The following is a 21,698-nucleotide window of genomic DNA, read 5'->3' as shown; positions in this document are numbered from 1 at the left end:
CGGGGTTCAGCGGAACATCATCTCGGGTGCGGACAGGAAGTAGGTATTCCAGTCCGCCGGATTGCGGGCCTGGGCCAGTGCCGCCTGCGTGGCCTGGCTCCACTGGGGCAGGCGCTGGCGCACGCTGGCCCGTTCCGACAGCATGGGGTAGGGCGGCTTCTCCAGCGCCTCCTTGGGGTCGGCGCGAAACAGCACGGCGCTGCGCGTGGCGATCTGGCGCGCCACCTCGAAGCGTGCCGCCATCTGGCCCGAACTGGCCCAGTCGGACTGCATCTGCGGATAGCCGTCCGGCGTCTCATGCGCGTAGAGGTTCTGGCCCAGCCGGTTGATCCAGCCCAGCACGGGCGCCACGTCGGCCGCCACGCGCTGGTCCACCGACAGCCGCGTGGCGGCCAGCACGTAGTGCAGCGGATCGCGGAACTTGCGGCCAAAGCGCGCGGCCTCCGGATCGGTCAGCAGCGCCGCCACGGTGGCTGCGATGTCGCCCCGGCTGCGCGTGAAGGCCTGTGCCGTGCGCTGCACCAGGGCCGGCGGCGGATCGTCGGCAATGAAGAACACCGCCAGCTTGTGCGCGATGAACTGCGCCGTGGCCGGCGCGGCGACGATGCGGTCCAGCGCCTCCTGGACCTCGGCCATGCCGCGTGCGTTCAGGGGCTGGCCCAGGAAGGTCTTGGCTCCGTAGTCGTGCCGGTTGGGATTGAACTCGAAGAATCCCGAGCGCAGGTAGTCGCCCTGGCGCCCGCCGCGCATGCGCGGCGGCGGCGTGCCGGCCGGCTGCAGATTGATGCCCACGCCTGTCAGGATGCGCGCCATCTCCTGCACGTCGGCCTGGGTGTAGCCGCTGCCCACGCCCATGGTGTGCAGCTCCATCAGCTCGCGCGCGTAGTTTTCGTTGATGCGGCCCGCCGCATTGCTGGCGTTGTCCAGGTAGCGCAGCATGGCCGGGTGGCGCAGCGAGGCCTCCAGCAGGCTGCGGAAACTGCCCAGCGCATGCGGGCGTATGGCCTGCTCCTCGTAGTCGCCCACCCAGGCGCGGATATCGGCCTTGCGCAGGCTGACGCTGAAATGGTTCATCCAGAACCAGGTCATCTGCTCTTGCAGCTGTGCCGGCGAGTACAGCGCGCGGATCACGAAGCGCTTCTGGGCATCGCTGCCCAGCTGGTTCAGCGTGCGCTGGTAGGCCTGCTGCCGCGCGGCCTTTTCATCGGCCGATGCGGCTTCCTGCACGGCCTTGCGCTGGTCGCCCAGCTCCAGCAGCACCTGGTCCATGGGGCGCTGGCTGATGCCCAGCCCATCAATGCGCTGCTGCGCCTGCGCAGGCAGCGGCTGAGGCCCCGGCTGCAGTTGCCGTGCCAGCCAGGCCTTGAGGCCCAGGCGCTGCAGCTGCGCATCCTCGCTGTCGGTGGCGCCCCAGGTGACGCGGTCCAGCCATTGCTGGCGCTGCGCGGCGGTGAGCGGTGCCTCGGCCACTCCCTGCAGCGCGGCCGCTGCGGACGACGGCGGGGCCTGCAAGGGCGCACAGCCTGTGGCCAGGACGATGGCGGAGAAAGTGAGAGCGATGGCGAACGGCGAAGTGCGGCGCATGGTGTCTCGGTGGGTAGGGGGCATCCATTGGACGCCAGCATCCTCCACCCATGTGCTTCGCCCTGTAAAGCGCCGGTAGCAAAAAGTAAAAGGCAAAAAAAAGCGGAGTGTGAAGCACTCCGCTTTTTCTGAGGGACCCTGCCTTATTTGCTGGGCCGGCTCGCGCATTCAGCGCACTGTCCGTACAGGGCCATCGAATGGTCCTGGATCACCCAGCCCTTGGCCTTGGCGATCAGGTTCTGGCGCTTTTCGATATCGGGATCGTAGAACTCCTCGACCTTGCCGCAGCTGGTGCAGACAAAGTGGTCGTGGTGCTGGCCTTCATTGAGCTCGTAGACGGCCTTGCCGCTCTCGAAATTGCTGCGGATGAGGATGCCTGCCTGCTCGAACTGCGTGAGCACGCGGTAGACCGTGGCCAGGCCGATGTCCGAACGCTCGTCCAGCAGCACGCGGAACACGTCTTCGGCCGTCATGTGGCGTTGCGCACCCGTCTGGAAGATCTCCAGGATCTTCAGGCGGGGCAGCGTGGCCTTCAGGCCGGTACTCTTGAGTTCGTCGATGTTCTTCATGTCTGGGTCTTTGGCAGAGACTGCCCGCTGGGCTGCCACCACGGCAGGTGCGGGACGGCGAACAAAATGGCCCTGGTGCCAGGGGCGTCGCATGATCGCAAGCCCCGGGGACCAGCCGCTACAATGATCCACGATCATATCCCTATGCTGATACCAATGCATGTTCAAGCCCGTTGCCGCGCCAGTGCGGCCCTGATGCTGTTGATCGGGGTGGCGCTGGCAGGCTGCAGCAGCCTCGATGGCGCCGCGCACCGAGTCGCCAATGTCGTCACTCCCTACAAGGTCGAGGTCGTCCAAGGCAACTTCGTCTCCCGCGAACAGGTCGAGGCCCTGCAGCCCGGCATGAGCCGCCAGCAGGTGCGTGACATCCTCGGCACGCCGCTGGTCACCAGCGTATTCCACGCCGACCGCTGGGAATATGTGTTCACCATCAAGCGTCCCGGCGTCGATTCCCAGGTGCGCAAGCTGACCGTCTTCTTCAACGGCGACCTGTTCGCGCGCTCTGAAGGCGACGAAATGCCCACCGAGGCCGAATTCGTCGCCAGCCTGGGCTCCAAGAAGAAGCTGGGCAAGATTCCTCAGCTGGAAGCCAGCGAGGAGCAGCTGTCCAAGTTCCCCGCTGCCAAGCCGGTCGAAGAGCCCGTGGCCGCCGAGCCGCCGCCCGCGGCGGCCAGCTATCCGCCACTGGAGCCCGGCGCCCGCTGATATCGCCGCCCGCGCGCCGCAAGGCATGCGGGCGTTTTTCCGTGGATGGCGGCTGCCGCGGTGCCTGCCGTGCGCCCGGGCAGTCCACTTTCCACGCATTGAGTCTTTGCATCTCTTTCCCGACATGAACGCCACGACCGCCACTTCCTCCAGCAACAACCAGCGCCTGCGCGTGGCCGTGGCCGGCGCCTCCGGCCGCATGGGCCGCATGCTGATCGAGGCCATCGCGCAAAGCGATGACCTTGCGCTGACCGCCGCGCTGGACCGTCCCGACAGCCCTGCGCTGGGCACCGATCCCTCGGCCTTCCTGGGCCTGGCCAGCGGCATCGTCATCGAAAGCGATGTGCGCGCCGCGCTTTCCAAGGCCGACTGCCTGATCGACTTCACGCGCCCCGAGGGCACGTTGGAGCACCTGGCCATCTGCGCCGAACTGGGCGTCAGGCTGGTCATCGGCACCACGGGCTTCAGCGACGAGCAAAAGGCGCGCATCGCCGAGTACGCCCAGCGCACGGCCGTGGTGCTGTCGCCCAACATGAGCGTGGGCGTGAACGTGACCTTCAAGCTGCTGGAGATGGCGGCCAAGGCCCTGTCCAGCGGCTACGACATCGAGATCGTCGAGGCCCACCACCGCCACAAGGTGGATGCGCCTTCGGGCACCGCCCTCAAGATGGGCGAGGTCATCGCCGAAGCCCAGGGCACGAAGCTGGCTGACCGCGCCGTCTACGAGCGCTTCGGCCACACCGGTGCGCGCGAGGACAACACCATCGGCTTTGCCACCGTGCGCGGTGGCGACATCATCGGCGACCACACGGTGCTGTTTGCGGGCACGGGCGAGCGCATCGAGATCTCGCACAAGTCCAGCAGCCGTGCCGGCTATGCCCAGGGCAGCCTGCGTGCCGCGCGCTTCCTGGCGGACAAGGCCAGCGGCCAGTACGACATGTACGCCGTATTGGGCCTGTGACGAGGCTCGCAGCACGGGCAAGGTAAGACCATGAGCGGTCCACTCTGGCTCTGGTGGCAGCAAGGCGATGCCGTCGCGCGCGGCACGGCGCTGCTGCTGCTGGCGCTGTCGGTGGCCAGCTGGGTGGTCATCGTCTGGAAGGTCTGGTTCATGGCCGCCAGCCGGCGCCGCGTTCCCCAGGCCATTGCGGCCTTCTGGAGCGCGCCGGACCTGGCCTCGGGCCAGGCCCGCATGGGCGAGGGGGATCGCCAGCAACTGGTGGCACCCATGGCCGAGGCCGTGACACAGGCGCTGGCGCCCATGGGCAGCGGCCTGGCGCTTGCGGGACGCGCGGCGCATTCCGTCCGCCTGACGCGGGGGCTTCGCCAGGCGCTGCAATCGGCCAGCCACCAGCTGCAATGGGGCCAGACCCTGTTGGCCACGGTGGGCGCCACGGCACCTTTTGTCGGCCTGCTGGGCACCGTCTGGGGCATTCACCACGCGCTGGCCACGCTGGCGGGCAGCGGGCAGATCGGCATCGAACAACTGGCCGGCCCGGTGGGCGAGGCCCTGGTGATGACTGCGGCCGGACTGGCCGTGGCCCTGCCGGCCGTGCTGGCCTACAACCTGCTGGGCCGGGCTGCGGCCCAGATGGAGGCCCTGCTGGAAGGCTTTGCCCATGACCTGCAGGCCATGTTCGGCACCCAGCCGGCCGAGCAGGCGCAGCACGATGACGGCATGGCCGTCGCCGGCCTGCCGGCCGGCCCCATGGAAGCGCCCTGACGGGGCGGCTCGCCAGGAGCGCACATGGCCTTTGGACGACTGAGCGGCAAGGAAAGCTCCTCCCAGCCCATGCACGCCATCAACGTCACCCCGCTGGTGGATGTGATGCTGGTGCTCGTCGTCATCTTCATCCTCGCGGCACCCATGCTGGCCGCCTCGCTGCGCGTGCAATTGCCCCAGGCCCAGGGCACCCAGCCCATGGCCGCCGCGGGCGAGGACGATGCGCTGCTGCTGGAGGTCGATGCGAAGGGCGCGCTCTGGATGCAGGGCCAGCCCGCCACGGCGGATGCGCTGCGTGAGCGCCTCGCTCAGCTCGGCGCGCGCAACCCCCAGGCAGAACTGCAACTGCGTGCCGACCAGGCCGTGCCCTATGGCCGCGTGGCCGAACTCATGGGCTGGGCCCACGCGGCAGGGCTGACGCGCATAGGCTTCGTGGCCGAGCCGGCGCGAAACCAGGATGGAAAACCCGCAGCCGTCCTGGGTCCCACCGGCGCCGGGCGCTGAAGCGATCAGGCGCTCAAGCGCTCAAGCGCCGCCGGGCCTGCGCCCGCGAACCTAGTCCTGTCCTTCGGGCCAGCGCTCGTTGCCCGCCAGCCGCAGATGCTGGCCATGGTCCGAGGAGCGCTGGTACAGACTGAGCCCGAACAGCGGCAGCATGCCGATCAGGTGATCGAAGATCGCGCCCTGTATGGCCTCGTACTCCACCCAGACCGTGGTGCTGGTGTAGCAAAACAGCTCCAGCGGCACCCCCATGGGAGAAGGCTCCATGGTGCGCACCAGCAGGAACATGTTCGGTGTCTTGTGGATGTGCGGATGGCGCAGCAGGTAGGCGTATGCATAGGCCTTGAACGCGGCCAGATTGCTCAGATGCTGCGCTGCCATCTCGCTGCCCGCCGGCGCATCGGCCATGCGCAGGCCGCCATCACTGCTCCAATAGTCCTTGAGGGGCTCAAGCAATGACAATTTCTGCCGCTGCTCTGCCGTCAGCAGGCGGATGGTGTGGGCGTCTATGTGCAGCGAGCGGCGGATGCGGCGCCCGCCCGACTCGAACATGCCGCGCCAGTTCTTGTAGCTGTCGCTCATCAGCCGCCAGGTCGGAATGGTGGTGATGGTCTTGTCCCAGTTCTGCACCTTGACCGTGTGCAGCGCGATGTCGATCACGAAGCCGTCGGCGCCGACCTGGGGCATCTCGATCCAGTCGCCCACGCGCAGCATGTCGTTGGAGCCCAGCTGCACGCCGGCCACGAAGGACATGATGGTGTCCTTGAAGATCAGCATCAGCACGGCCGAGGCCGCGCCCAGGCCGGACAGCAGCAGCAGCGGCGAGCGGTCCACCAGGGTGGCGACGATGAGCACGATGGCGATCAGGAACACCAGCAGCTTGCCCAGCTGCACATAGCTCTTGATCGAGTGCGCCTGCGTGGCCTTGCGCTCTTCCTTGAGGTCGTGCGCCTCGTTCATGGCATTGAGCAGGGCGCTGATCACGCGGGCCACGTGGTAGATGGTGCAGGCGATGGCCAGGTTCAGGATCAGGGTGGCCCACTGCGGCTGCAGCTGCGGTATGGCCTGCACGCCGGACTGCATGACCAGCGAAGGCACGGCCTTGGCCAGCCGCTGCAGCACGCTGTCGTGCAGCAGCACCTGGGCCCACTCCATCTCCACCAGCGTGCTGCGCATGCGCGGCAGCACGCGCAACAGCAGCCATTGCACGACAAAACCCGCGGAGCGGGCCAGCAGCACCAGCGCGCACAGCGCAGCCAGGGCCTGCATGACGGGATCCCAGCCGGAAATCAAAGACCAGTTCAGCAAGAGAAAACTCCAGGGCGCGGAAAAACCTGCCGCGCGATGGCGGCATGCCCGGGGTGTCCGTATCCGTTCCTGCGCAAGTCCGGGCTGGCGATGGCGGAACGTCTGCGGCGCACTGCCACAGAGGGTGCCAAGCATACGCAGCGCGGCTTTTCCCCGCGCGGCGGCCGGGCAACCGGGTGCCGATGGCGCAGTACCGTCTGCGGGCTTGTGGGCTGCTTGCGGCACCGGCGGGCCGGGGCCCTAAAATCGTCGGTTGATTCCGGCCATCCGGCTCGTCCGGCCACCTTGTCCGGCCCTTGGGGCCGCAGCACCATGCAAGAGAAATACAACCACATCGACGTTGAGCGCGCAGCGCAAGACCACTGGTCCGCCCGCGACGCCTACCGCGTGACCGAAGACCAGGCCAAGCCCAAGTTCTACGCCTGCTCCATGCTGCCCTACCCCAGCGGCAAGCTGCACATGGGCCATGTGCGCAACTACACCATCAACGACATGCTGGCGCGCCAGCTGCGCATGAAGGGCTACAACGTCCTCATGCCCATGGGCTGGGATGCCTTCGGCCTGCCGGCCGAGAACGCGGCGCTCAAGAACAAGGTGCCGCCTGCGCAGTGGACCTACGACAACATCGCCTACATGAAAAAGCAGATGCAGGCGATGGGTCTGGCCATCGACTGGAGCCGCGAAGTGGCCACCTGCGATCCCGACTACTACAAGTGGAACCAGTGGCTGTTCCTGCAGATGCTGGAAAAGGGCATTGCCTACCGCAAGACCCAGATCGTGAACTGGGACCCGGTGGACCAGACCGTGCTGGCCAACGAGCAGGTCATCGACGGCCGCGGCTGGCGCACGGGCGCGCCGGTCGAAAAGCGCGAAATCCCCGGCTACTACCTGAAGATCACCGACTACGCCCAGGAGCTGCTGGACCATGTCCAGGTGGGCGGCGACAAGGCCACGCTGACCGGCTGGCCTGAAAAAGTGCGCCTGATGCAGGAAAACTGGATCGGCAAGAGCGCGGGCGTGCGCTTTGCGTTCACCCACGACATCCGTGGCGCCGACGGCCAGCCCATCCAGGACGGGCGCCTGTATGTGTTCACCACGCGCGCCGACACCATCATGGGCGTGACCTTCTGCGCCGTGGCGCCCGAGCACCCGCTGGCCCAGCATGCCGCGGCATCGCAGCCCAAGCTCGCGGCCTTCATCGAAGAATGCAAGAAGGGCGGCACCACCGAGGCCGAACTCGCGCTCAAGGAAAAGGAAGGCCTGCCCACGGGCCTGTTCGTCACCCATCCGCTGACGGGTGCCCAGGTCGAGGTCTGGGTCGGCAACTACGTGCTCATGAGCTACGGCGACGGCGCTGTCATGGGCGTGCCCGCGCATGACGAGCGCGACTTCGCCTTTGCGAAGAAGTACGGCATCGCCATCCGCCAGGTCATCGCGGTCGAAGGCGAGACCTTCAGCACCGAGGCATGGGCCGACTGGTACGGCGACAAGCAGCGCGCTGTCTGCATCGAATCCGGCGAACTCGACGGCCTGCCCCATGTGGCGGCCGTGGACAAGGTGGCCGAACTGCTGGCCGCCAAGGGCCTTGGCGAGAAGAAAACCACCTGGCGCCTGCGCGACTGGGGCGTGAGCCGCCAGCGCTACTGGGGCACGCCGATTCCCATCATCCACTGCGAGGACTGCGGCGCCCAGCCCGTGCCTGCCAAGGACCTGCCCGTGGTCCTGCCCCAGGACCTGGTGCCCGATGGCTCGGGCAACCCCCTGGTCAAGAGCGAAGCCTTCCACGCCGGCGTGGTCTGCCCCTGCTGCGGCAAGAGCGCGCGCCGCGAGACCGACACCATGGACACCTTCGTGGACTCGTCCTGGTACTTCATGCGCTATTGCGACGCCAGGAACAGCGAGCAGATGGTGGGCAAGGGCACGGACTACTGGATGCGGGACCAGCATGCCGCCACCGGCGGCAGCGGCATGGACCAGTACATCGGCGGCATCGAGCACGCCATCCTGCACCTGCTGTACGCGCGCTTCTGGACCAAGGTCATGCGCGACCTGGGCCTGGTCAAGGTCGATGAGCCCTTCACCAAGCTGCTGACCCAGGGCATGGTGCTCAACCACATCTACAGCCGCCGCACGGCCAAGGGTGCCAAGGAGTACTTCTGGCCCAAGGATGTCGAGCATGTGTTCGACGAGACCGGCAAGATCGTGGGCGCCAGGCTCAAGGCCGAGGTGGACAGCGCCGACGGCCTGCTGCCCGTGGGCACGGACATCGACTACGAGGGCGTGGGCACCATGTCCAAGTCCAAGAACAACGGCATCGATCCGCAGGAGCTGATCGAGAAGTACGGCGCCGACACCGCGCGCCTGTACACCATGTTCACCGCGCCGCCCGAGCTGACGCTGGAGTGGAACGATGCCGCCGTCGAAGGCAGCTACCGCTTCCTGCGCCGCGTCTACAACTTCGGCGCCAAACTGTCGCAGATGGACATGGCCGGCGCCGTGCAGAGCGTGGCCGGCGCCAAGTCGCTGGACGACGTGGCATTCGGCAAGGCCGCCAAGGCGCTGCGCCTGGAGATCCACACCGTGCTCAAGCAGGTGGAGTACGACTACCAGCGCATGCAGTACAACACCGTGGTCTCGGGCGCCATGAAGATGATCAACGCGCTGGAGGACTTCAAGTCCCACGACGACGCGGGCGCCCAGGTGGCGCTGATCGAAGGCTTCGGCATCCTGCTGCGCGTGCTCTACCCGGCAACGCCCCACCTGGCCCATGTGCTGTGGAGCGAACTGGGCTACGCCGCCCACCTGGGCGATGTGCTGGACGCGCCCTGGCCCCAGGTCGATCCCCTGGCCCTGGTGCAGGACGAGATCTCTCTGGTGCTGCAGGTCAATGGCAAGCTGCGCGGGGCCATCCTCGTGTCCTCGACGGCCGACAAGGCCGAGATCGAGCGCATTGCCCTGGCCAACGAGGAATGCCAGAAGTTCACCAATGGCGCGGCGCCCAAGAAGGTGATCGTGGTGCCGGGCCGCCTGGTCAACGTCGTGGTCTAGGCCATGGCATGCCCCCTGAGGCGCTGCGCGCCTTCCCCCTCTCGCTTCGCGGGGGGGACGACACCCTCGCTGCGGGGCGGCCCTTGCTCTGTGTCCCTCGCTTTGGGCGCGACCGTTGCAAGGGCTGTGAGTGGCGCAAGCGCCTTGGAGAACTGATATGCAAAAACGTACCCTGCTCACCGCCCTGGCCCTGGCTCCGCTGCTGGGGGCCTGCGGCTTTCGCCTGCGGGGGGTGCCGACCTTCGTGTTCCGCTCGCTCTACATCCAGGCGGGCCGGGGCTCTTCGGTGGCGCGGGAGCTGTCGCGCAACCTGGCCAGTGCCAGCGACAAGCTGACCGTGCTGCGCGATCCGGAATCGCCCGACGATGCGGATGCGATCTTCCAGATCATCAGCGAGCGGCAGGAGCGGGTCATCGTCGGCATGAACGCGCTGGGCCAGGTGCGCGAGTTGCAGCTGCGCCTGCGCGTGCGCTTCAAGCTGCGCACGCCCAATGGAGACGAGCCGATCCCCGAGACCGAGATCCTGCAGCAGCGCGACGTGACGTACAACGAAACCAATGCGCTGTCCAAGGAGGCCGAGGAGGCCATGCTCTACAAGGACATGCGTACCGACATCGTCCAGCAGTTGCTGCGCCGCCTGTCGGCCGTCAAGAGCCTGACCTGAGCCCCATGCAGCTTGCCCTGAACCAGCTCGGCGGCCATCTGGCCAAGGGATTGCGCTCGCTCTACGTGCTGCACGGCGACGAGCCGCTGCAGCAGCAGGAGGCTGCCGACGCCATCCGTGCCGCCGCGCGCGCCGCGGGCTACACCGAGCGCAGCAGCTACACCGTGGCCGGCGCCCATTTCGACTGGAGCGCCGTGCTGGCGGCCGGTGGCTCGCTGTCGCTGTTTGCCGATCGGCAGATCATCGAGATCCGCATTCCCTCGGGCAAGCCCGGCAAGGACGGCGGTGCCGCGCTGCAGCAGATCGCCGAGGCGGCGCGCGGCAATGACAGCACGCTCACCCTGGTCATGCTGCCGCGCCTGGACAAGGCCACCAGGACCGGCGCCTGGTTCAGCGCGCTGGAAGCCCAGGGCATGACGCTGCAGATCGATCCCATAGAGCGCGGCCAGCTGCCGGCCTGGATTGCCCAGCGCCTGGCAGCCCAGGGCCAGCGCGTGGCACCCGGCGAGGAAGGCCAGCGCACGCTGCAGTTCTTTGCCGACCGCGTCGAGGGCAACCTGCTGGCCGCACACCAGGAGATCCAGAAACTGGCCCTGCTGCACCCCGCCGGCGAGCTGAGCCAGGCGCAGGTGGAGCAGGCAGTGCTCAATGTGGCGCGCTACGACGTGTTCAAGCTGTCCGAGGCCGTGCTGTCCGGCCAGTTGGCGCGCGTCTCGCGCATGCTCGACGGCCTGCAGGCCGAGGGCACGGCCGAGGTGCTGGTGCACTGGACCCTGGCCGAGGACATCCGCTCCATCTGCCGCGTCAAGGACGCCATGGCCGCAGGTCAGCCCCTGCCCATGGCCCTGCGCGCCCAGCGCGTCTGGGGCGTCAAGGAGCGTTTGTTCGAGCGCCTGCTGCCGCGCATCACCGACGCCCAGGCCGCGCGCCTGCTGCAATCGGCCCACGCGGTGGACGGCATCGTCAAGGGCCTGGCCTTCGAGGGCTGGCCCCGCGACGGCTGGCAGGCCCTGCGCCGCCTGGCCATGGACCTGGCCCAGGCCGGCGCCAAGGGCTGACGTACCGTTCCTAGCGCGTCTTTTCCAGCTGCGCCTGGGCCTTGGTGGCCCAGGTCTCGAGGTTGTCCAGCAGGTCCTTCTGGCTGAAGGAGCAGCTTTCCTCGCTGAACAGCGCGCTGGATTCCAATCGGTCCAGCAGATTGAGCAGCACTTCGCCGTAGCGCGGCGGCAGGGCCTGCAGCAACTCCGAGGAAGCCCTGGCCTGCTGCCCGAGCACGGCGGCCGGCAGCTGCTGCTGTGCCAGTTGGGCGAAGCCCGCGCGCAACTGTGCGAGCTGCTGGGCGGCGAGAAGAGTGTCGTGGCTGGTGGACATGGCGGGAAAACCTCTGCGTACTGGGCAGCAGTGTAGGGTGGCCGCGACATCCTGCCGGCCGCCGGAACGCGGGGTTTGCCCTCTGGTGGCCGTGCGAGGACGCATCCCAGCCGCATGTTGGCGCGGGGCATGCCCGCTCTCGGTGCGCAAATGGGCGCAACTCGGCGAGAATCTCGGAATGAACGCGCTCAATATCGTCGAATACACCCACAACCTGGGCGTTCAGGCCAAAGTGGCCTCCGCCCAGATGGCCCGAGCCTCGGCTGCCGTCAAAAGCCGCGCCCTGCTGGCGCTGGCGCGCCTGCTGCGGGAGAACGTGGAGCCGTTGCAGACCGACAACGCCCGTGACCTCGACCGCGCCGTGGCCAACGGCCTGTCCGCTCCCATGGTGGACCGCCTGCGCCTGACGCCCAAGGTGCTGGAAACCTGTGCCCAGGGATGTGAGCAGCTGGCCTCCATGGCCGATGTGATCGGCGAGATCATCGGCATGAAGCAAATGCCCAGCGGCATCCGCGTAGGCCAGATGCGTGTGCCGATCGGCGTGTTCGGCATGATCTACGAAAGCCGCCCCAACGTGACCATCGAGGCGGCCAGCCTCAGCATCAAGAGCGGCAACGCCTGCATCCTGCGCGGCGGCTCCGAGGCCATCGACTCCAACAAGGCGCTGGCTGCCCTCGTCGCCAGGGCGCTGGCCGAAGCCGGCCTGCCCGAGCACGGCGTGCAGCTGGTGCAGACCACGGACCGCGAGGCCGTGGGCCAGCTCATCGCCATGCCCGACTACGTGGACGTCATCATCCCGCGCGGCGGCAAGGGCCTGATCGAGCGCATCAGCCGCGAGGCCAAGGTGCCCGTCATCAAGCACCTGGACGGCAATTGCCACACCTATGTCGATGATCCCTGCGACATCGCCATGGCCGTCAAGGTGGCCGACAACGCCAAGACCAACAAGTACAGCCCCTGCAATGCCAGTGAAAGCCTGCTGGTGGCGCGCGGCGTGGCCGCCGAATTCCTGCCGAAGATCGGCGCCATCTACGCCGCCAAGGGCGTGGAGATGCGCGGCTGCCCCGAATCGCTGGCCATCCTGAAGTCTGTGGCCGGTGCTCAACTGGCCGAGGCCACCGAGCAGGACTGGAGCGAGGAATACCTGGCGCCCATCATCAGCGTCAAGATCGTGTCCGGTGTGGACGAGGCCATCGCCCACATCAACCGCTACTCCAGCCACCACACGGACGCCATCCTGACGCGCGACCATATGCACGCCCAGCGCTTTCTGCGCGAAGTGGACTCGGCCAGCGTCATGGTCAACGCCAGCACGCGCTTTGCCGACGGCTTCGAGTACGGCCTGGGCGCGGAAATCGGCATCAGCACCGACAAGTTCCATGCGCGCGGTCCTGTGGGCATCGAAGGTCTGACCTCGCTCAAATACGTGGTGCTGGGTGAAGGCGAAGTCCGCACCTGACCGAGCCGTGCTGCGCGCCGGAATGCCCCGCGCCGGCACCGCAGCACTGCAATGAATCCATGAAAATCATCATTCTTGGCGCCGGCCGTGTGGGCTACAGCGTGGCAGAAAGCCTGGTGTCCGAACGCAACGACATCACGGTGATCGACACCGACGCACGGCGCCTGCGCGAGCTGGAGTCGCGCTTCGACCTGCGTGGCGTCGTGGGCAGCGGCATCGATCCCCATGTGCTGGCCGAGGCTGGCGCCAAGGACACGGACCTGCTGATCGCCTGCGCCGCGCTCGACGAAACCAACCTTGTGTGCTGCAAGCTGGCCCAGGTCCTGTTCGAGATTCCCACACGCATCGCGCGCGTGCGCTCCTCGGGCTTTGGCGAGGACGAGGCGCTGCTGGGCAAGGAAGGCTTTGGCGTCGACCGCATCATCTGCCCCGAGGAATCGCTGACCAACTACATCAGCAAGCTCATCGAGTTTCCCGAAGCCATGCAGGTGCGTGCCTTCGCGGGCGGGCGGGCCGCACTGGCCTCGGTGCGCGCGCGCGACGGCGCCCCCGCCGTCGGCAAGCACATCGGCGAGCTGCGCGACTGCATGCCCGAGCTGGCCATGCGCATCGTGGCCATCTACCGGCGTTTCCTGGACGAGCCCGACCGCTTCGTCCGCTGCGACGGCAACACGCGCATCGAGCCCGGCGACGAGGTCTTCATCCTGGCCGCGCGCGAGCATGTGGCCGAGGTGCTGCGTGCCATCCACCAGCCTGCCGGCCGGCCTTCGCGCCCGGTCTACCGCATCATGGTCGCCGGCGGTGACCAGGTCAGCCAGCGCCTGGCGCTGCAGCTGTCGCGCGTGCCGGGCCGCTTCCACATCAAGATCATCGAGCCCGACGAGCAGCGCTGCCAGGACCTGGCCTCGCTGCTGCCGGCCGAGGTGCTGGTGCTGCACGGCGATGCCACCGACGAGGACCTGCTGGCCGATGAAAGCGTGGAGGACGTGGACCTGTTCCTGGCCCTGACCGACGACGATGAGAACAACATCATGGCCAGCCTGCTGGGCAAACGCATGGGCGCGCGGCGCGTGCTGTCGCTGATCACGCGGCGTGCCTACGCCGACCTGATGCACGGCACGCAGATCGACATTGCGCTGTCGCCGGCCCAGGCCATGCTTGGCGAACTGCTGGCCTATGTGCGCCGCGGCGACGTGCAGGCCGTGCACAGCCTGCGCCGGGGCGTGGCCGAGGCGCTGGAGATCGTGGCGCGCGGCGACCGCAAAAGCTCGCGCGTGGTCGGCCGCAAGGTCGAGGACCTGCGCGTGCCCGAGGATGCCCACATCGGCCTCATCGTGCGCGGCATACCCGAAGGCGTGCCGGCCGACGAAATCGCGGCCGGTGCCGAGCCCGAGGTCATCATCCCGCGCAGCACCACCGTGATCGAGAGCGGCGACCACGTGATCTTCTTCCTGCCCCACAAGCGGCTGGTACGGGACGTGGAGAACCTGTTTCGCGTCAGCGCCACCTTCTTCTGAGCCGACACCATGCGCGACCTGTTACCCGTCCTGCGCGTGCTTGGCATGCTCATGGTCATGTTTGCGCTGTCCATGCTGCTGCCCTTTGCAGTGTCCTGGTTCACTGACGACGGCATCTGGCGCATCTACCCCTGGGCCATCGGCATCACGGCGGCGGCGGGGCTGTCGCTGTGGATAGGCCTGGACCACTTCCGGCGCGAGCTGCAGCCGCGCCACGGCGTCATCCTCGTCACCCTGGTCTGGGTGGTTTTGCCGCTGTGCGCCATGCTCCCTCTGGTGCTGGGCATGGGCCATGTGGGGCTGAGCATCAGCTTCACCCATGCCTATTTCGAGGCCGTCTCGGGCCTGACGACCACCGGCGCCACCGTGCTCACGGGGCTGGATGCGCTGCCCGTGTCCATCAATGTCTGGCGCACCTTCCTGCAATGGTTGGGCGGCATGGGCATCCTGATCCTGGCCGTGGCCATCCTGCCCCTGCTGGGCGTGGGGGGCGCCCAGCTGTTCCGTGCCGAAGCCGCTGGCCCCATCAAGGACACCAAGCTGACGCCGCGCGTGACCGAGACCGCCAAGGGCCTGTGGGGCGTGTACGGCGTGTTCTCGCTGGCCTGTCTGCTGGCCTTCTGGGCGGCAGGCATGTCGCCGCTGGATGCGCTGATGCACATGTTCGCCACCGTCAGCCTCGGTGGCCTGTCCTCGCATGACGCCAGCTTTGCGTATTTCGACTCGCCGTTGATCGAACTGACCGCCCTGGTCTTCATGCTGCTGGCCAGCTGCAACTTCGCGCTGTACTTCGTGGCCATGCGCAAGGGCCGCTGGGACGGCTTCTGGCGCGATCCGGAAATGCGCGCCACGCTGGCCGTGCTGCTGGGGGGCGGGCTGATCGTGGCGCTGCTGCTGTGGGCCAAGGGCGTGTACGGGCCCGTGGAGGCCCTGCGCTACGGTCTCTTCCATGTGGTCTCGGTGGCCACGACGACCGGCTTCACCACGGTGGACTACCTGACCTGGCCCGTCTTTGCGCCCGTGCTCATGCTGCTGATGTCGGGTGTGGCCACCAGTGCGGGCTCCACGGGCGGCGGCATCAAGATGGTGCGCATGCTCATCCTGCTCAAGCAGGCGCGGCGTGAACTCACGCGGCTCGCGCATCCGCGCGCCTTGCAGCCCGTGCGGCTGGGCACCGGCGTGGTGGACAACCGCATGATCTTCTCGGTGCTGGCCTTCATGCTGGTCTATGGCGCCACCGTGATCACACTCAGCATGGTGCTGCTGCTCACCGACCTGGACCCGGTGACCGCCTTCTCCGCCGTGCTGGCCAGCGTGCACTGCATGGGGCCGGGCCTGGGCGCGGTGGGCCCGTCCTCCAACTATGCTGTGCTCACCGAATTCCAGACCTGGGTCTGCACCCTGGCCATGCTGCTGGGACGCCTGGAAATCCTCAGCTTCATGGCCTTGCTTTCGCCGGCTTTCTGGCGCCGCTGACGCTGCAAAGACTGGGGAAAACACCTAGACCATGGTCCAATCTCTACAATTGCCCCCCACCGTCGTACCCAGAGGGTCTTTATGGTTCCACATCTCATCACGGCCCTGACCGGCCCGATCAACGAGCTTGAGCAGCGCATCCTCGACTCCATGCCGGCGATCGAGCGCTGGTTCCGGCTCGAATGGATGGAACACACGCCGCCTTTCTATTGCTCGGTGGACATCCGCAACGCCGGTTTCAAGCTCGCACCCGTGGACACCAACCTCTTCCCCGGGGGCTGGAACAACCTGACCGACGAAATGCTGCCGCTGGCCGTACAGGCGGCCATGGCGGCGATCGAGAAGATCTGCCCCGAAGCGCGCAATCTGCTCATCATTCCCGAGAACCACACGCGCAACACGCACTACCTGGCCAACGTGGTGCAGCTCAAGCGCATCTTCAACATGGCCGGTCTGAACGTGCGCATCGGCTCCATCAGCCCCGATGTCAAGAAGACCACCACCGTCACCCTGCCGCATGGCGACACGGTGACGCTGGAGCCGGTGATCCGCAGCAAGCGCCGCATCGGTCTCAAGGATTTCGATCCCTGCACCATCTTGCTCAACAACGACCTGTCGTCCGGCGTCCCGGGTATCGTCGAGGAGCTGTACGAGCAATACCTGCTGCCGCCCCTGCATGCAGGCTGGAGCGTGCGCCGCAAGAGCCGCCATTTCCAGAGCTATGAGGAAGTGGCCAAGCGCTTCGGCAAGCTGCTGGGCATCGATCCCTGGCTGATCAACCCGCTGTTCGGGCGCAGCGAAGGCATCGACTTCGCCAATGGCGTGGGCATGGAAGGCCTGGCCGAACAGGTCGATGTGCTGCTGGCCAAGGTGCGCCGCAAGTACAAGGAGTACGGCATCAAGGAAAAGCCGTTTGCCATCGTCAAGGCCGACAACGGCACCTATGGCATGGGCGTGATGACCGTGCGCGATGCCAAGGAGCTGGCCGAGCTGCCGCGCAAGAGCCGCAACAAGATGGGCATGATCAAGGACGGCCAGACCGTGCACGACGTGATCATCCAGGAAGGCGTGCTCACCCAGGAGCGCATGAACAACGCCGTGGCCGAGCCCGTGGTCTACATGATGGACCGCTACGTGGTCGGCGGCTTCTACCGCATGCATCCCGAACGCGATGTGGACGAAAACCTCAACGCGCCCGGAGCCGGCTTCGTGCCGCTGGCCTTCCAGCACAGCACCCAGCTGCCCCAGATCGGCGCGCGCCCGGGTGCCAGCATGCCCAACCGCTTCTACATGTATGGCGTGGTGGCCCGGGTCGCCATGCTGGCGGCCAGCTATGAGCTGGAGGCGACCAACCCCAACGCGGAAATCTACGACTGATCGGGGTGCTGTCCGATGCGCTCGTCATCAGGACAGCGGACAATGCCGGCATTTCAATTGACTGAAGCCATCTCCCCACGGGATGGCGCATAGACCTGTGCAGAAAACCAAATCTTCGTTGGCCGCGCTCACCCTGGGCGCCATCGGCGTGGTCTATGGCGATATCGGCACCAGCGTGCTGTATTCGGTCAAGGAGGTCTTCGGCTCCGGCCATGTGCCGTTCACCCAGGAGAACATCTACGGCGTCCTGTCGCTGCTGTTCTGGACTCTGACGGTCATCGTCTCGCTCAAGTACGTGGTCCTGGTGCTGCGTGCCGACAACAACGGCGAAGGCGGCTTGGTCGCCATGCTGGCCCTGGCCTCGCAGACCGTCAAGGACAAGCCCCGCCTGCGCAACGTGCTGCTGCTCATCGGCATCTTCGGCACTTCGCTGTTCTATGGTGATGGCGTGATCACGCCGGCCATCTCCGTGCTCTCGGCCGTCGAAGGCCTGGAAGTGGTCTCTCCGCACTTCACCAAGGCCGTGATCCCGCTGACCCTGGTGATCCTCTTCCTGCTTTTCTGGTTCCAGAAGCACGGCACGGCGGGGATAGGGCGCTTTTTCGGCCCCATCACCCTGGTCTGGTTTGCCACCATCGCAGCGCTGGGCGTGCACCAGATCGCGGGCCATCCCGAAATCCTGGCGGCCATCAGCCCGCACTTCGCGGTGCGCTTCATCTGGGACAACCCCGGCACCAGTTTCATCATCCTGGGCGCCGTCGTGCTGTGCGTGACCGGGGCGGAGGCGCTCTATGCCGACCTGGGCCACTTCGGCAAGAAGCCCATCCGCCTGGCCTGGTTCTCCGTGGCCATGCCTGCCCTCACGCTCAATTACTTCGGCCAGGGTGCGCTGCTGCTGGCCAACCCGGCCGCCGTGAAGAATCCCTTCTACATGATGGCCCCGGCCTGGGCGCTGCTGCCCCTGGTGCTGATGGCCACCATGGCCACGGTCATCGCTTCGCAGGCCCTGATCACGGGCGCCTTCAGCGTCACGCGCCAGGTCATACAGCTGGGCTATCTGCCGCGCCTGGAAGTGCGCCACACCAGCGTGCGCGAGACCGGCCAGATCTACATGCCCCTGGTCAACTGGAGCCTGTTCGTGGCGATTGCGCTGGCCGTGGTGCTGTTCCGCTCCAGCGGCAACCTGGCGGCCGCCTACGGCATTGCGGTCACGCTGGACATGCTGATCACCACCACGCTGACCTTCTTCGTGATCCGCTACCGCTGGAACTACCCGCTGGCCCTGTGCATTGCCGCCACCGGCTTCTTCTTCCTGGTGGACCTGGCCTTCTTCTCGTCCAACCTGCTCAAGCTGTTCGATGGCGGCTGGTTCCCGCTGCTGATCGGCGGCACGGTGTTCTCGCTGATGATGACCTGGCGCAAGGGCCGCGAGCTGCTGCACCAAAAGCTGCAGGCCGATGCCATCGACCTCAAGAGCTTCCTCGAATCGGTCTGGCGCCATCCCCCGGCGCGGGTGCCGGGCACGGCCGTCTTCCTGTCCGGCGAGCCTGGCACCGTGCCCAATGCCCTGCTGCACAACCTCAAGCACAACAAGGTGCTGCACAGCCAGAACATCTTCGTCACGGTGCGCAACCACGAAATTCCCTGGGTGGGCCTGGACAAGCGTACCGAGATCGAGGCCCTGGGCAGCGACTGCTGGCAGGTCATCATCAACTACGGCTTCAAGAACGAACCCGACGTGCCGGCGGCGCTGTCTCTGCTGCGCCCCCGGGGCTGCCAGCTCGACGCCATGGAGACCAGCTACTTCCTGTCGCGCGATGTCATCATCCCGCGCATCAGCCACCGCATGGCGCCCTGGCGCGAAAAGCTGTTCGCCCAGATGCACCGCAACGCCAGCCGTGTCTCCGACTTCCTGCACCTGCCCAGCAACTCCGTGGTGGAGCTGGGCTCCAAGATCGAGCTGTAGGCGTCGCCAGCGCATCGCACGGTCGGCGGCTGTGGTGACAGAATCGCGCGATGCGCTTTTTCCGTGACTTGAGTCCCTCTGCCTTCGCAGCCGGCTTCGTGGCCGTGCTCGTGGGCTTCACCAGCTCGGTGGCCCTGGTCTTTCAGGCCGCCCAGGCCTTCCATGCCACGCCCGAGCAGATCACGTCCTGGATCTGGGCGCTGGGACTGGGCATGGGCCTGTGCTCTCTGCTGCCCTCGCTGATACTGCGCATGCCGGTCATGGTCGCCTGGTCCACGCCAGGCGCAGCCGTCCTTGCCACGGCAGGGCTTGCCGGGGGCTTTTCCATGGGCGAGGCCGTTGGCGCCTTCATCATCAGCGCGGGGCTGATCATCCTAGTGGGAGCCACAGGCTGGTTCGAGCGCGTCATGAACCGCATCCCCATGGAAATCGCTGCCGCCCTCCTGGCGGGCGTACTGGCCAACTTCGGCATGCAGGCCTTTGCCGCCGCCAGGGATGCGCTGCCCCTGGTGCTGGTTATGCTGCTGACCTATCTGCTGTCGCGCCGCCTGGCACCGCGCTATGCGGTCATCGCCACGCTGGTGGCCTCCATCGCCTGGGTGGCGCTCAACGGGCAAATGCAATGGTCCGCCGTGCATGCAGGCCTTGCCTGGCCAGTCTTCACCATGCCGCAGTTCTCGGTGCCCGCCCTGGTGAGTCTGGCCTTGCCCCTGTTCGTCGTCACCATGGCCTCGCAGAACCTGCCCGGCGTGGCCGTCATCCGTGCCACCGGCTACGACCTGCCCATCTCCCGCATCATCAGCATGACGGGCATCGCCACCCTGGTGCTGGCCCCCTTCGGTGGCTACGCGCTCAACCTCAGTGCCATCACCGCTGCCATCTGCATGGGCCCCGAGGCCCATGAGGACAAATCCCGCCGCTACACGGCGGCGGCGATCTGTGGCCTCTTCTATATAGTCATCGGCATCTTCGGCGCCGTGGTCACGGGACTGCTCACCGCCTTCCCCAAGGAACTGGTGGTCTGCCTAGCGGGACTGGCCTTGCTGGGCTCCATAGGCAGCGGCCTGGCGACAGCTCTCAAGGGGGAGGAACACAGGGAGGCTGCGTTGATCACCTTTCTGGTGACGCTCAGCGGCGTGGTGATAGCCGGAGTCGGCTCGGCGTTTTGGGGCGTGGTCGCGGGCAGCCTGGCGCTATTTGTGCAACATTACCGACGTGCACGGGCTGACTGATACGCGGCCCAGGCCCGGGCACCCCACTTCCGCCTCCCATACAGGCGAGGCACGGGCCGCCGCCTTCTGCACACAACCCATGCAAATCCTCTTCGTCGCCGATCCGCTCGAATCGTTCCAGACCTACAAGGACACCACCTTCGCCATGATGCGCGAGGCGCAGCGGCGCGGCCACTCCATCGTGGCCTGCGAACCCAGGCAGCTTTCCTGGCAGCGCGGCGGCAAGGTCGTCGCCCAGGTGCGGCACATCCAGCTCACGGGAGATGCCCGGCAGTGGTTTGAAATCTCCAAGGAAGGCCTGGAGGAGCTGGCGGGCTTCGACGCCATCCTCATGCGCAAGGACCCGCCCTTCGATTCCGAATACTTCTACTCCACGCACCTGCTGGAACAGGCCGAGCGCGAAGGCGCAAAGGTCTTCAACAAGCCCAGGGCGTTGCGAGACCATCCGGAAAAGCTGGCCATCCTCGAATTCCCGCAATTCATCGGCCCGACCCTGGTCACGCGCAGCGCGCAGGACATCCGCGCCTTCCATGAAGAGCATCAGGACATCATCCTCAAGCCGCTGGACGGCATGGGCGGCATGGGCATCTTCCGCGTGGGTGCCGACGGCCGCAACCTGGGCAGCATCATCGAAACCCTGAACCAGGGCGGTGCCAGCAGCGTCATGGTGCAGAAATTCCTGCCCGAGATCACCGAGGGCGACAAGCGTGTGCTCGTCATCGGCGGCAAACCTGTTCCCTATTGCCTGGCACGCATTCCCCAGGGCAACGAAGTGCGCGGCAACCTGGCAGCGGGCGGCAAGGGCGTGGCCCAGCCTCTGAGCCAGCACGACAAGGCCATGGCCGAAGAGATCGGTCCCCTCCTCATGGAGCGTGGACTGCTGCTGGCCGGTGTCGATGTCATCGGCCAGTGCATCACCGAGATCAATGTGACCAGCCCCACCTGCTTCCAGGAGATCCATGACCAGACCGGCTGCGACGTGGCCAGCCTCTTCGTCGACGCTCTGGAACAGGCCTTGGCGGCGGCTTGAAAAAACTTGGCGGATGACGCCAGTCATCCGCCAAGTTTTGGTGCTAGAATTGCGCCCCTGCACTCGATGACACGCAAATGTCTGAAAAGTGAAGCTTCCAGAGTTTTGCAAGACCGTTAAAAAACGTGCTACAATGCAAGGCTCTGCTGAAGAGAGCGATGCAGATCG

The 21,698-nt window shown here is 66.6% G+C and carries 18 protein-coding genes; 14 read left to right on the top strand and 4 right to left on the bottom strand.

What is annotated here, in order from left to right; translation table 11 throughout:
* Positions 1 to 6: 6 nt before the first annotated feature.
* Both ACF8ML_RS08935 and fur read right to left on the bottom strand, forming a co-directional pair.
* Positions 7 to 1,584 carry a DUF1800 domain-containing protein gene (locus ACF8ML_RS08935; protein WP_392407002.1) on the bottom strand — a complete coding sequence of 526 codons (1,578 nt, stop codon included), beginning with the start codon at positions 1,582 to 1,584 and terminating at the stop codon, positions 7 to 9.
* Positions 1,585 to 1,727: 143 nt separating this feature from the next.
* The gene (gene fur, locus ACF8ML_RS08930) at positions 1,728 to 2,153 is read right to left on the bottom strand and encodes a ferric iron uptake transcriptional regulator (protein ID WP_013804774.1); all 426 of its coding nucleotides are present in this window, start codon (positions 2,151 to 2,153) and stop codon (positions 1,728 to 1,730) included.
* A gap of 156 nt (positions 2,154 to 2,309) precedes the next feature.
* Here fur and ACF8ML_RS08925 point away from each other — a divergent pair, with 156 nt between their 5' ends.
* The 4 genes from ACF8ML_RS08925 to ACF8ML_RS08910 all read left to right on the top strand — a co-directional run bounded on the left by ACF8ML_RS08925 (position 2,310) and on the right by ACF8ML_RS08910 (position 5,085).
* Positions 2,310 to 2,858, top strand: a complete 549-nt coding sequence (locus ACF8ML_RS08925; protein WP_016447212.1) for an outer membrane protein assembly factor BamE — start codon at positions 2,310 to 2,312, stop codon at positions 2,856 to 2,858.
* 124 nt (positions 2,859 to 2,982) lie between these two features.
* Entirely contained in the window at positions 2,983 to 3,819 is an 837-nt protein-coding gene (gene dapB / locus ACF8ML_RS08920; RefSeq protein ID WP_392407001.1) for a 4-hydroxy-tetrahydrodipicolinate reductase, read from the top strand.
* Between the two features lie 30 nt (positions 3,820 to 3,849).
* Positions 3,850 to 4,581: a MotA/TolQ/ExbB proton channel family protein gene (locus tag ACF8ML_RS08915; RefSeq protein WP_213757687.1), complete on the top strand. Its 732-nt coding sequence runs from the start codon at positions 3,850 to 3,852 to the stop codon at positions 4,579 to 4,581.
* 24 nt (positions 4,582 to 4,605) lie between these two features.
* Positions 4,606 to 5,085: a biopolymer transporter ExbD gene (locus tag ACF8ML_RS08910; protein WP_016447209.1), complete on the top strand. Its 480-nt coding sequence runs from the start codon at positions 4,606 to 4,608 to the stop codon at positions 5,083 to 5,085.
* 51 nt (positions 5,086 to 5,136) lie between these two features.
* Here the strand turns inward: ACF8ML_RS08910 and ACF8ML_RS08905 are convergent, their stop codons facing one another.
* Positions 5,137 to 6,351 carry a mechanosensitive ion channel family protein gene (locus tag ACF8ML_RS08905; RefSeq protein WP_016447208.1) on the bottom strand — a complete coding sequence of 405 codons (1,215 nt, stop codon included), beginning with the start codon at positions 6,349 to 6,351 and terminating at the stop codon, positions 5,137 to 5,139.
* 351 nt (positions 6,352 to 6,702) lie between these two features.
* Between ACF8ML_RS08905 and leuS the strand changes: the two genes are divergently transcribed.
* The 3 genes from leuS (at position 6,703) to holA (ending at position 11,160) form a co-directional block, all read left to right on the top strand.
* A complete protein-coding gene (leuS, locus tag ACF8ML_RS08900; RefSeq protein ID WP_047474547.1) occupies positions 6,703 to 9,438 on the top strand; it encodes a leucine--tRNA ligase in 2,736 nt (911 codons plus the stop codon).
* Between the two features lie 157 nt (positions 9,439 to 9,595).
* On the top strand, positions 9,596 to 10,102 hold the full coding sequence (lptE, locus tag ACF8ML_RS08895) for an LPS assembly lipoprotein LptE (RefSeq protein ID WP_392407000.1): 507 nt from the start codon (positions 9,596 to 9,598) through the stop codon (positions 10,100 to 10,102).
* 5 nt (positions 10,103 to 10,107) lie between these two features.
* Positions 10,108 to 11,160, top strand: a complete 1,053-nt coding sequence (gene holA / locus ACF8ML_RS08890; RefSeq protein WP_016447205.1) for a DNA polymerase III subunit delta — start codon at positions 10,108 to 10,110, stop codon at positions 11,158 to 11,160.
* Between the two features lie 10 nt (positions 11,161 to 11,170).
* Here holA and ACF8ML_RS08885 read toward each other — a convergent pair whose 3' ends face one another.
* Entirely contained in the window at positions 11,171 to 11,473 is a 303-nt protein-coding gene (locus ACF8ML_RS08885) for a hypothetical protein (RefSeq protein WP_016454224.1), read from the bottom strand.
* 178 nt (positions 11,474 to 11,651) lie between these two features.
* On the opposite strand from ACF8ML_RS08885, the gene ACF8ML_RS08880 reads away from it, so the two are divergent.
* The 7 genes from ACF8ML_RS08880 to gshB all read left to right on the top strand — a co-directional run bounded on the left by ACF8ML_RS08880 (position 11,652) and on the right by gshB (position 21,530).
* The gene (locus ACF8ML_RS08880; protein ID WP_016454225.1) at positions 11,652 to 12,932 is read left to right on the top strand and encodes a glutamate-5-semialdehyde dehydrogenase; all 1,281 of its coding nucleotides are present in this window, start codon (positions 11,652 to 11,654) and stop codon (positions 12,930 to 12,932) included.
* Positions 12,933 to 12,991: 59 nt separating this feature from the next.
* The gene (gene trkA / locus ACF8ML_RS08875; RefSeq protein ID WP_016454226.1) at positions 12,992 to 14,449 is read left to right on the top strand and encodes a Trk system potassium transporter TrkA; all 1,458 of its coding nucleotides are present in this window, start codon (positions 12,992 to 12,994) and stop codon (positions 14,447 to 14,449) included.
* Between the two features lie 9 nt (positions 14,450 to 14,458).
* Positions 14,459 to 15,925: a TrkH family potassium uptake protein gene (locus tag ACF8ML_RS08870; RefSeq protein WP_046238748.1), complete on the top strand. Its 1,467-nt coding sequence runs from the start codon at positions 14,459 to 14,461 to the stop codon at positions 15,923 to 15,925.
* 81 nt (positions 15,926 to 16,006) lie between these two features.
* On the top strand, positions 16,007 to 17,302 hold the full coding sequence (gene gshA / locus ACF8ML_RS08865; protein WP_012207794.1) for a glutamate--cysteine ligase: 1,296 nt from the start codon (positions 16,007 to 16,009) through the stop codon (positions 17,300 to 17,302).
* A 97-nt stretch (positions 17,303 to 17,399) separates the two neighbouring features.
* On the top strand, positions 17,400 to 19,268 hold the full coding sequence (locus ACF8ML_RS08860; protein WP_392406999.1) for a potassium transporter Kup: 1,869 nt from the start codon (positions 17,400 to 17,402) through the stop codon (positions 19,266 to 19,268).
* A gap of 50 nt (positions 19,269 to 19,318) precedes the next feature.
* Positions 19,319 to 20,500: a benzoate/H(+) symporter BenE family transporter gene (locus ACF8ML_RS08855; RefSeq protein WP_016454228.1), complete on the top strand. Its 1,182-nt coding sequence runs from the start codon at positions 19,319 to 19,321 to the stop codon at positions 20,498 to 20,500.
* 79 nt (positions 20,501 to 20,579) lie between these two features.
* A complete protein-coding gene (gene gshB / locus ACF8ML_RS08850; RefSeq protein ID WP_016454229.1) occupies positions 20,580 to 21,530 on the top strand; it encodes a glutathione synthase in 951 nt (316 codons plus the stop codon).
* Positions 21,531 to 21,698: the final 168 nt, after the last annotated feature.

It is taken from the genome of Delftia sp. WSY_10 (assembly GCF_043104705.1).
GTDB lineage: Bacteria > Pseudomonadota > Gammaproteobacteria > Burkholderiales > Burkholderiaceae_C > Comamonas > Comamonas tsuruhatensis.
This window is presented reverse-complemented; position numbering and strand designations above follow the sequence as displayed.

Coding starts and splice junctions, on each gene's coding strand:
- ACF8ML_RS08935 (WP_392407002.1), bottom strand. CDS start 1,584: ATGCGCCGCACTTCGCCGTTCGCCATCGCTCTCACTTTCTCCGCCATC.
- fur (WP_013804774.1), bottom strand. CDS start 2,153: ATGAAGAACATCGACGAACTCAAGAGTACCGGCCTGAAGGCCACGCTG.
- ACF8ML_RS08925 (WP_016447212.1), top strand. CDS start 2,310: ATGCATGTTCAAGCCCGTTGCCGCGCCAGTGCGGCCCTGATGCTGTTG.
- dapB (WP_392407001.1), top strand. CDS start 2,983: ATGAACGCCACGACCGCCACTTCCTCCAGCAACAACCAGCGCCTGCGC.
- ACF8ML_RS08915 (WP_213757687.1), top strand. CDS start 3,850: ATGAGCGGTCCACTCTGGCTCTGGTGGCAGCAAGGCGATGCCGTCGCG.
- ACF8ML_RS08910 (WP_016447209.1), top strand. CDS start 4,606: ATGGCCTTTGGACGACTGAGCGGCAAGGAAAGCTCCTCCCAGCCCATG.
- ACF8ML_RS08905 (WP_016447208.1), bottom strand. CDS start 6,351: ATGCAGGCCCTGGCTGCGCTGTGCGCGCTGGTGCTGCTGGCCCGCTCC.
- leuS (WP_047474547.1), top strand. CDS start 6,703: ATGCAAGAGAAATACAACCACATCGACGTTGAGCGCGCAGCGCAAGAC.
- lptE (WP_392407000.1), top strand. CDS start 9,596: ATGCAAAAACGTACCCTGCTCACCGCCCTGGCCCTGGCTCCGCTGCTG.
- holA (WP_016447205.1), top strand. CDS start 10,108: ATGCAGCTTGCCCTGAACCAGCTCGGCGGCCATCTGGCCAAGGGATTG.
- ACF8ML_RS08885 (WP_016454224.1), bottom strand. CDS start 11,473: ATGTCCACCAGCCACGACACTCTTCTCGCCGCCCAGCAGCTCGCACAG.
- ACF8ML_RS08880 (WP_016454225.1), top strand. CDS start 11,652: ATGAACGCGCTCAATATCGTCGAATACACCCACAACCTGGGCGTTCAG.
- trkA (WP_016454226.1), top strand. CDS start 12,992: ATGAAAATCATCATTCTTGGCGCCGGCCGTGTGGGCTACAGCGTGGCA.
- ACF8ML_RS08870 (WP_046238748.1), top strand. CDS start 14,459: ATGCGCGACCTGTTACCCGTCCTGCGCGTGCTTGGCATGCTCATGGTC.
- gshA (WP_012207794.1), top strand. CDS start 16,007: ATGGTTCCACATCTCATCACGGCCCTGACCGGCCCGATCAACGAGCTT.
- ACF8ML_RS08855 (WP_016454228.1), top strand. CDS start 19,319: ATGCGCTTTTTCCGTGACTTGAGTCCCTCTGCCTTCGCAGCCGGCTTC.
- gshB (WP_016454229.1), top strand. CDS start 20,580: ATGCAAATCCTCTTCGTCGCCGATCCGCTCGAATCGTTCCAGACCTAC.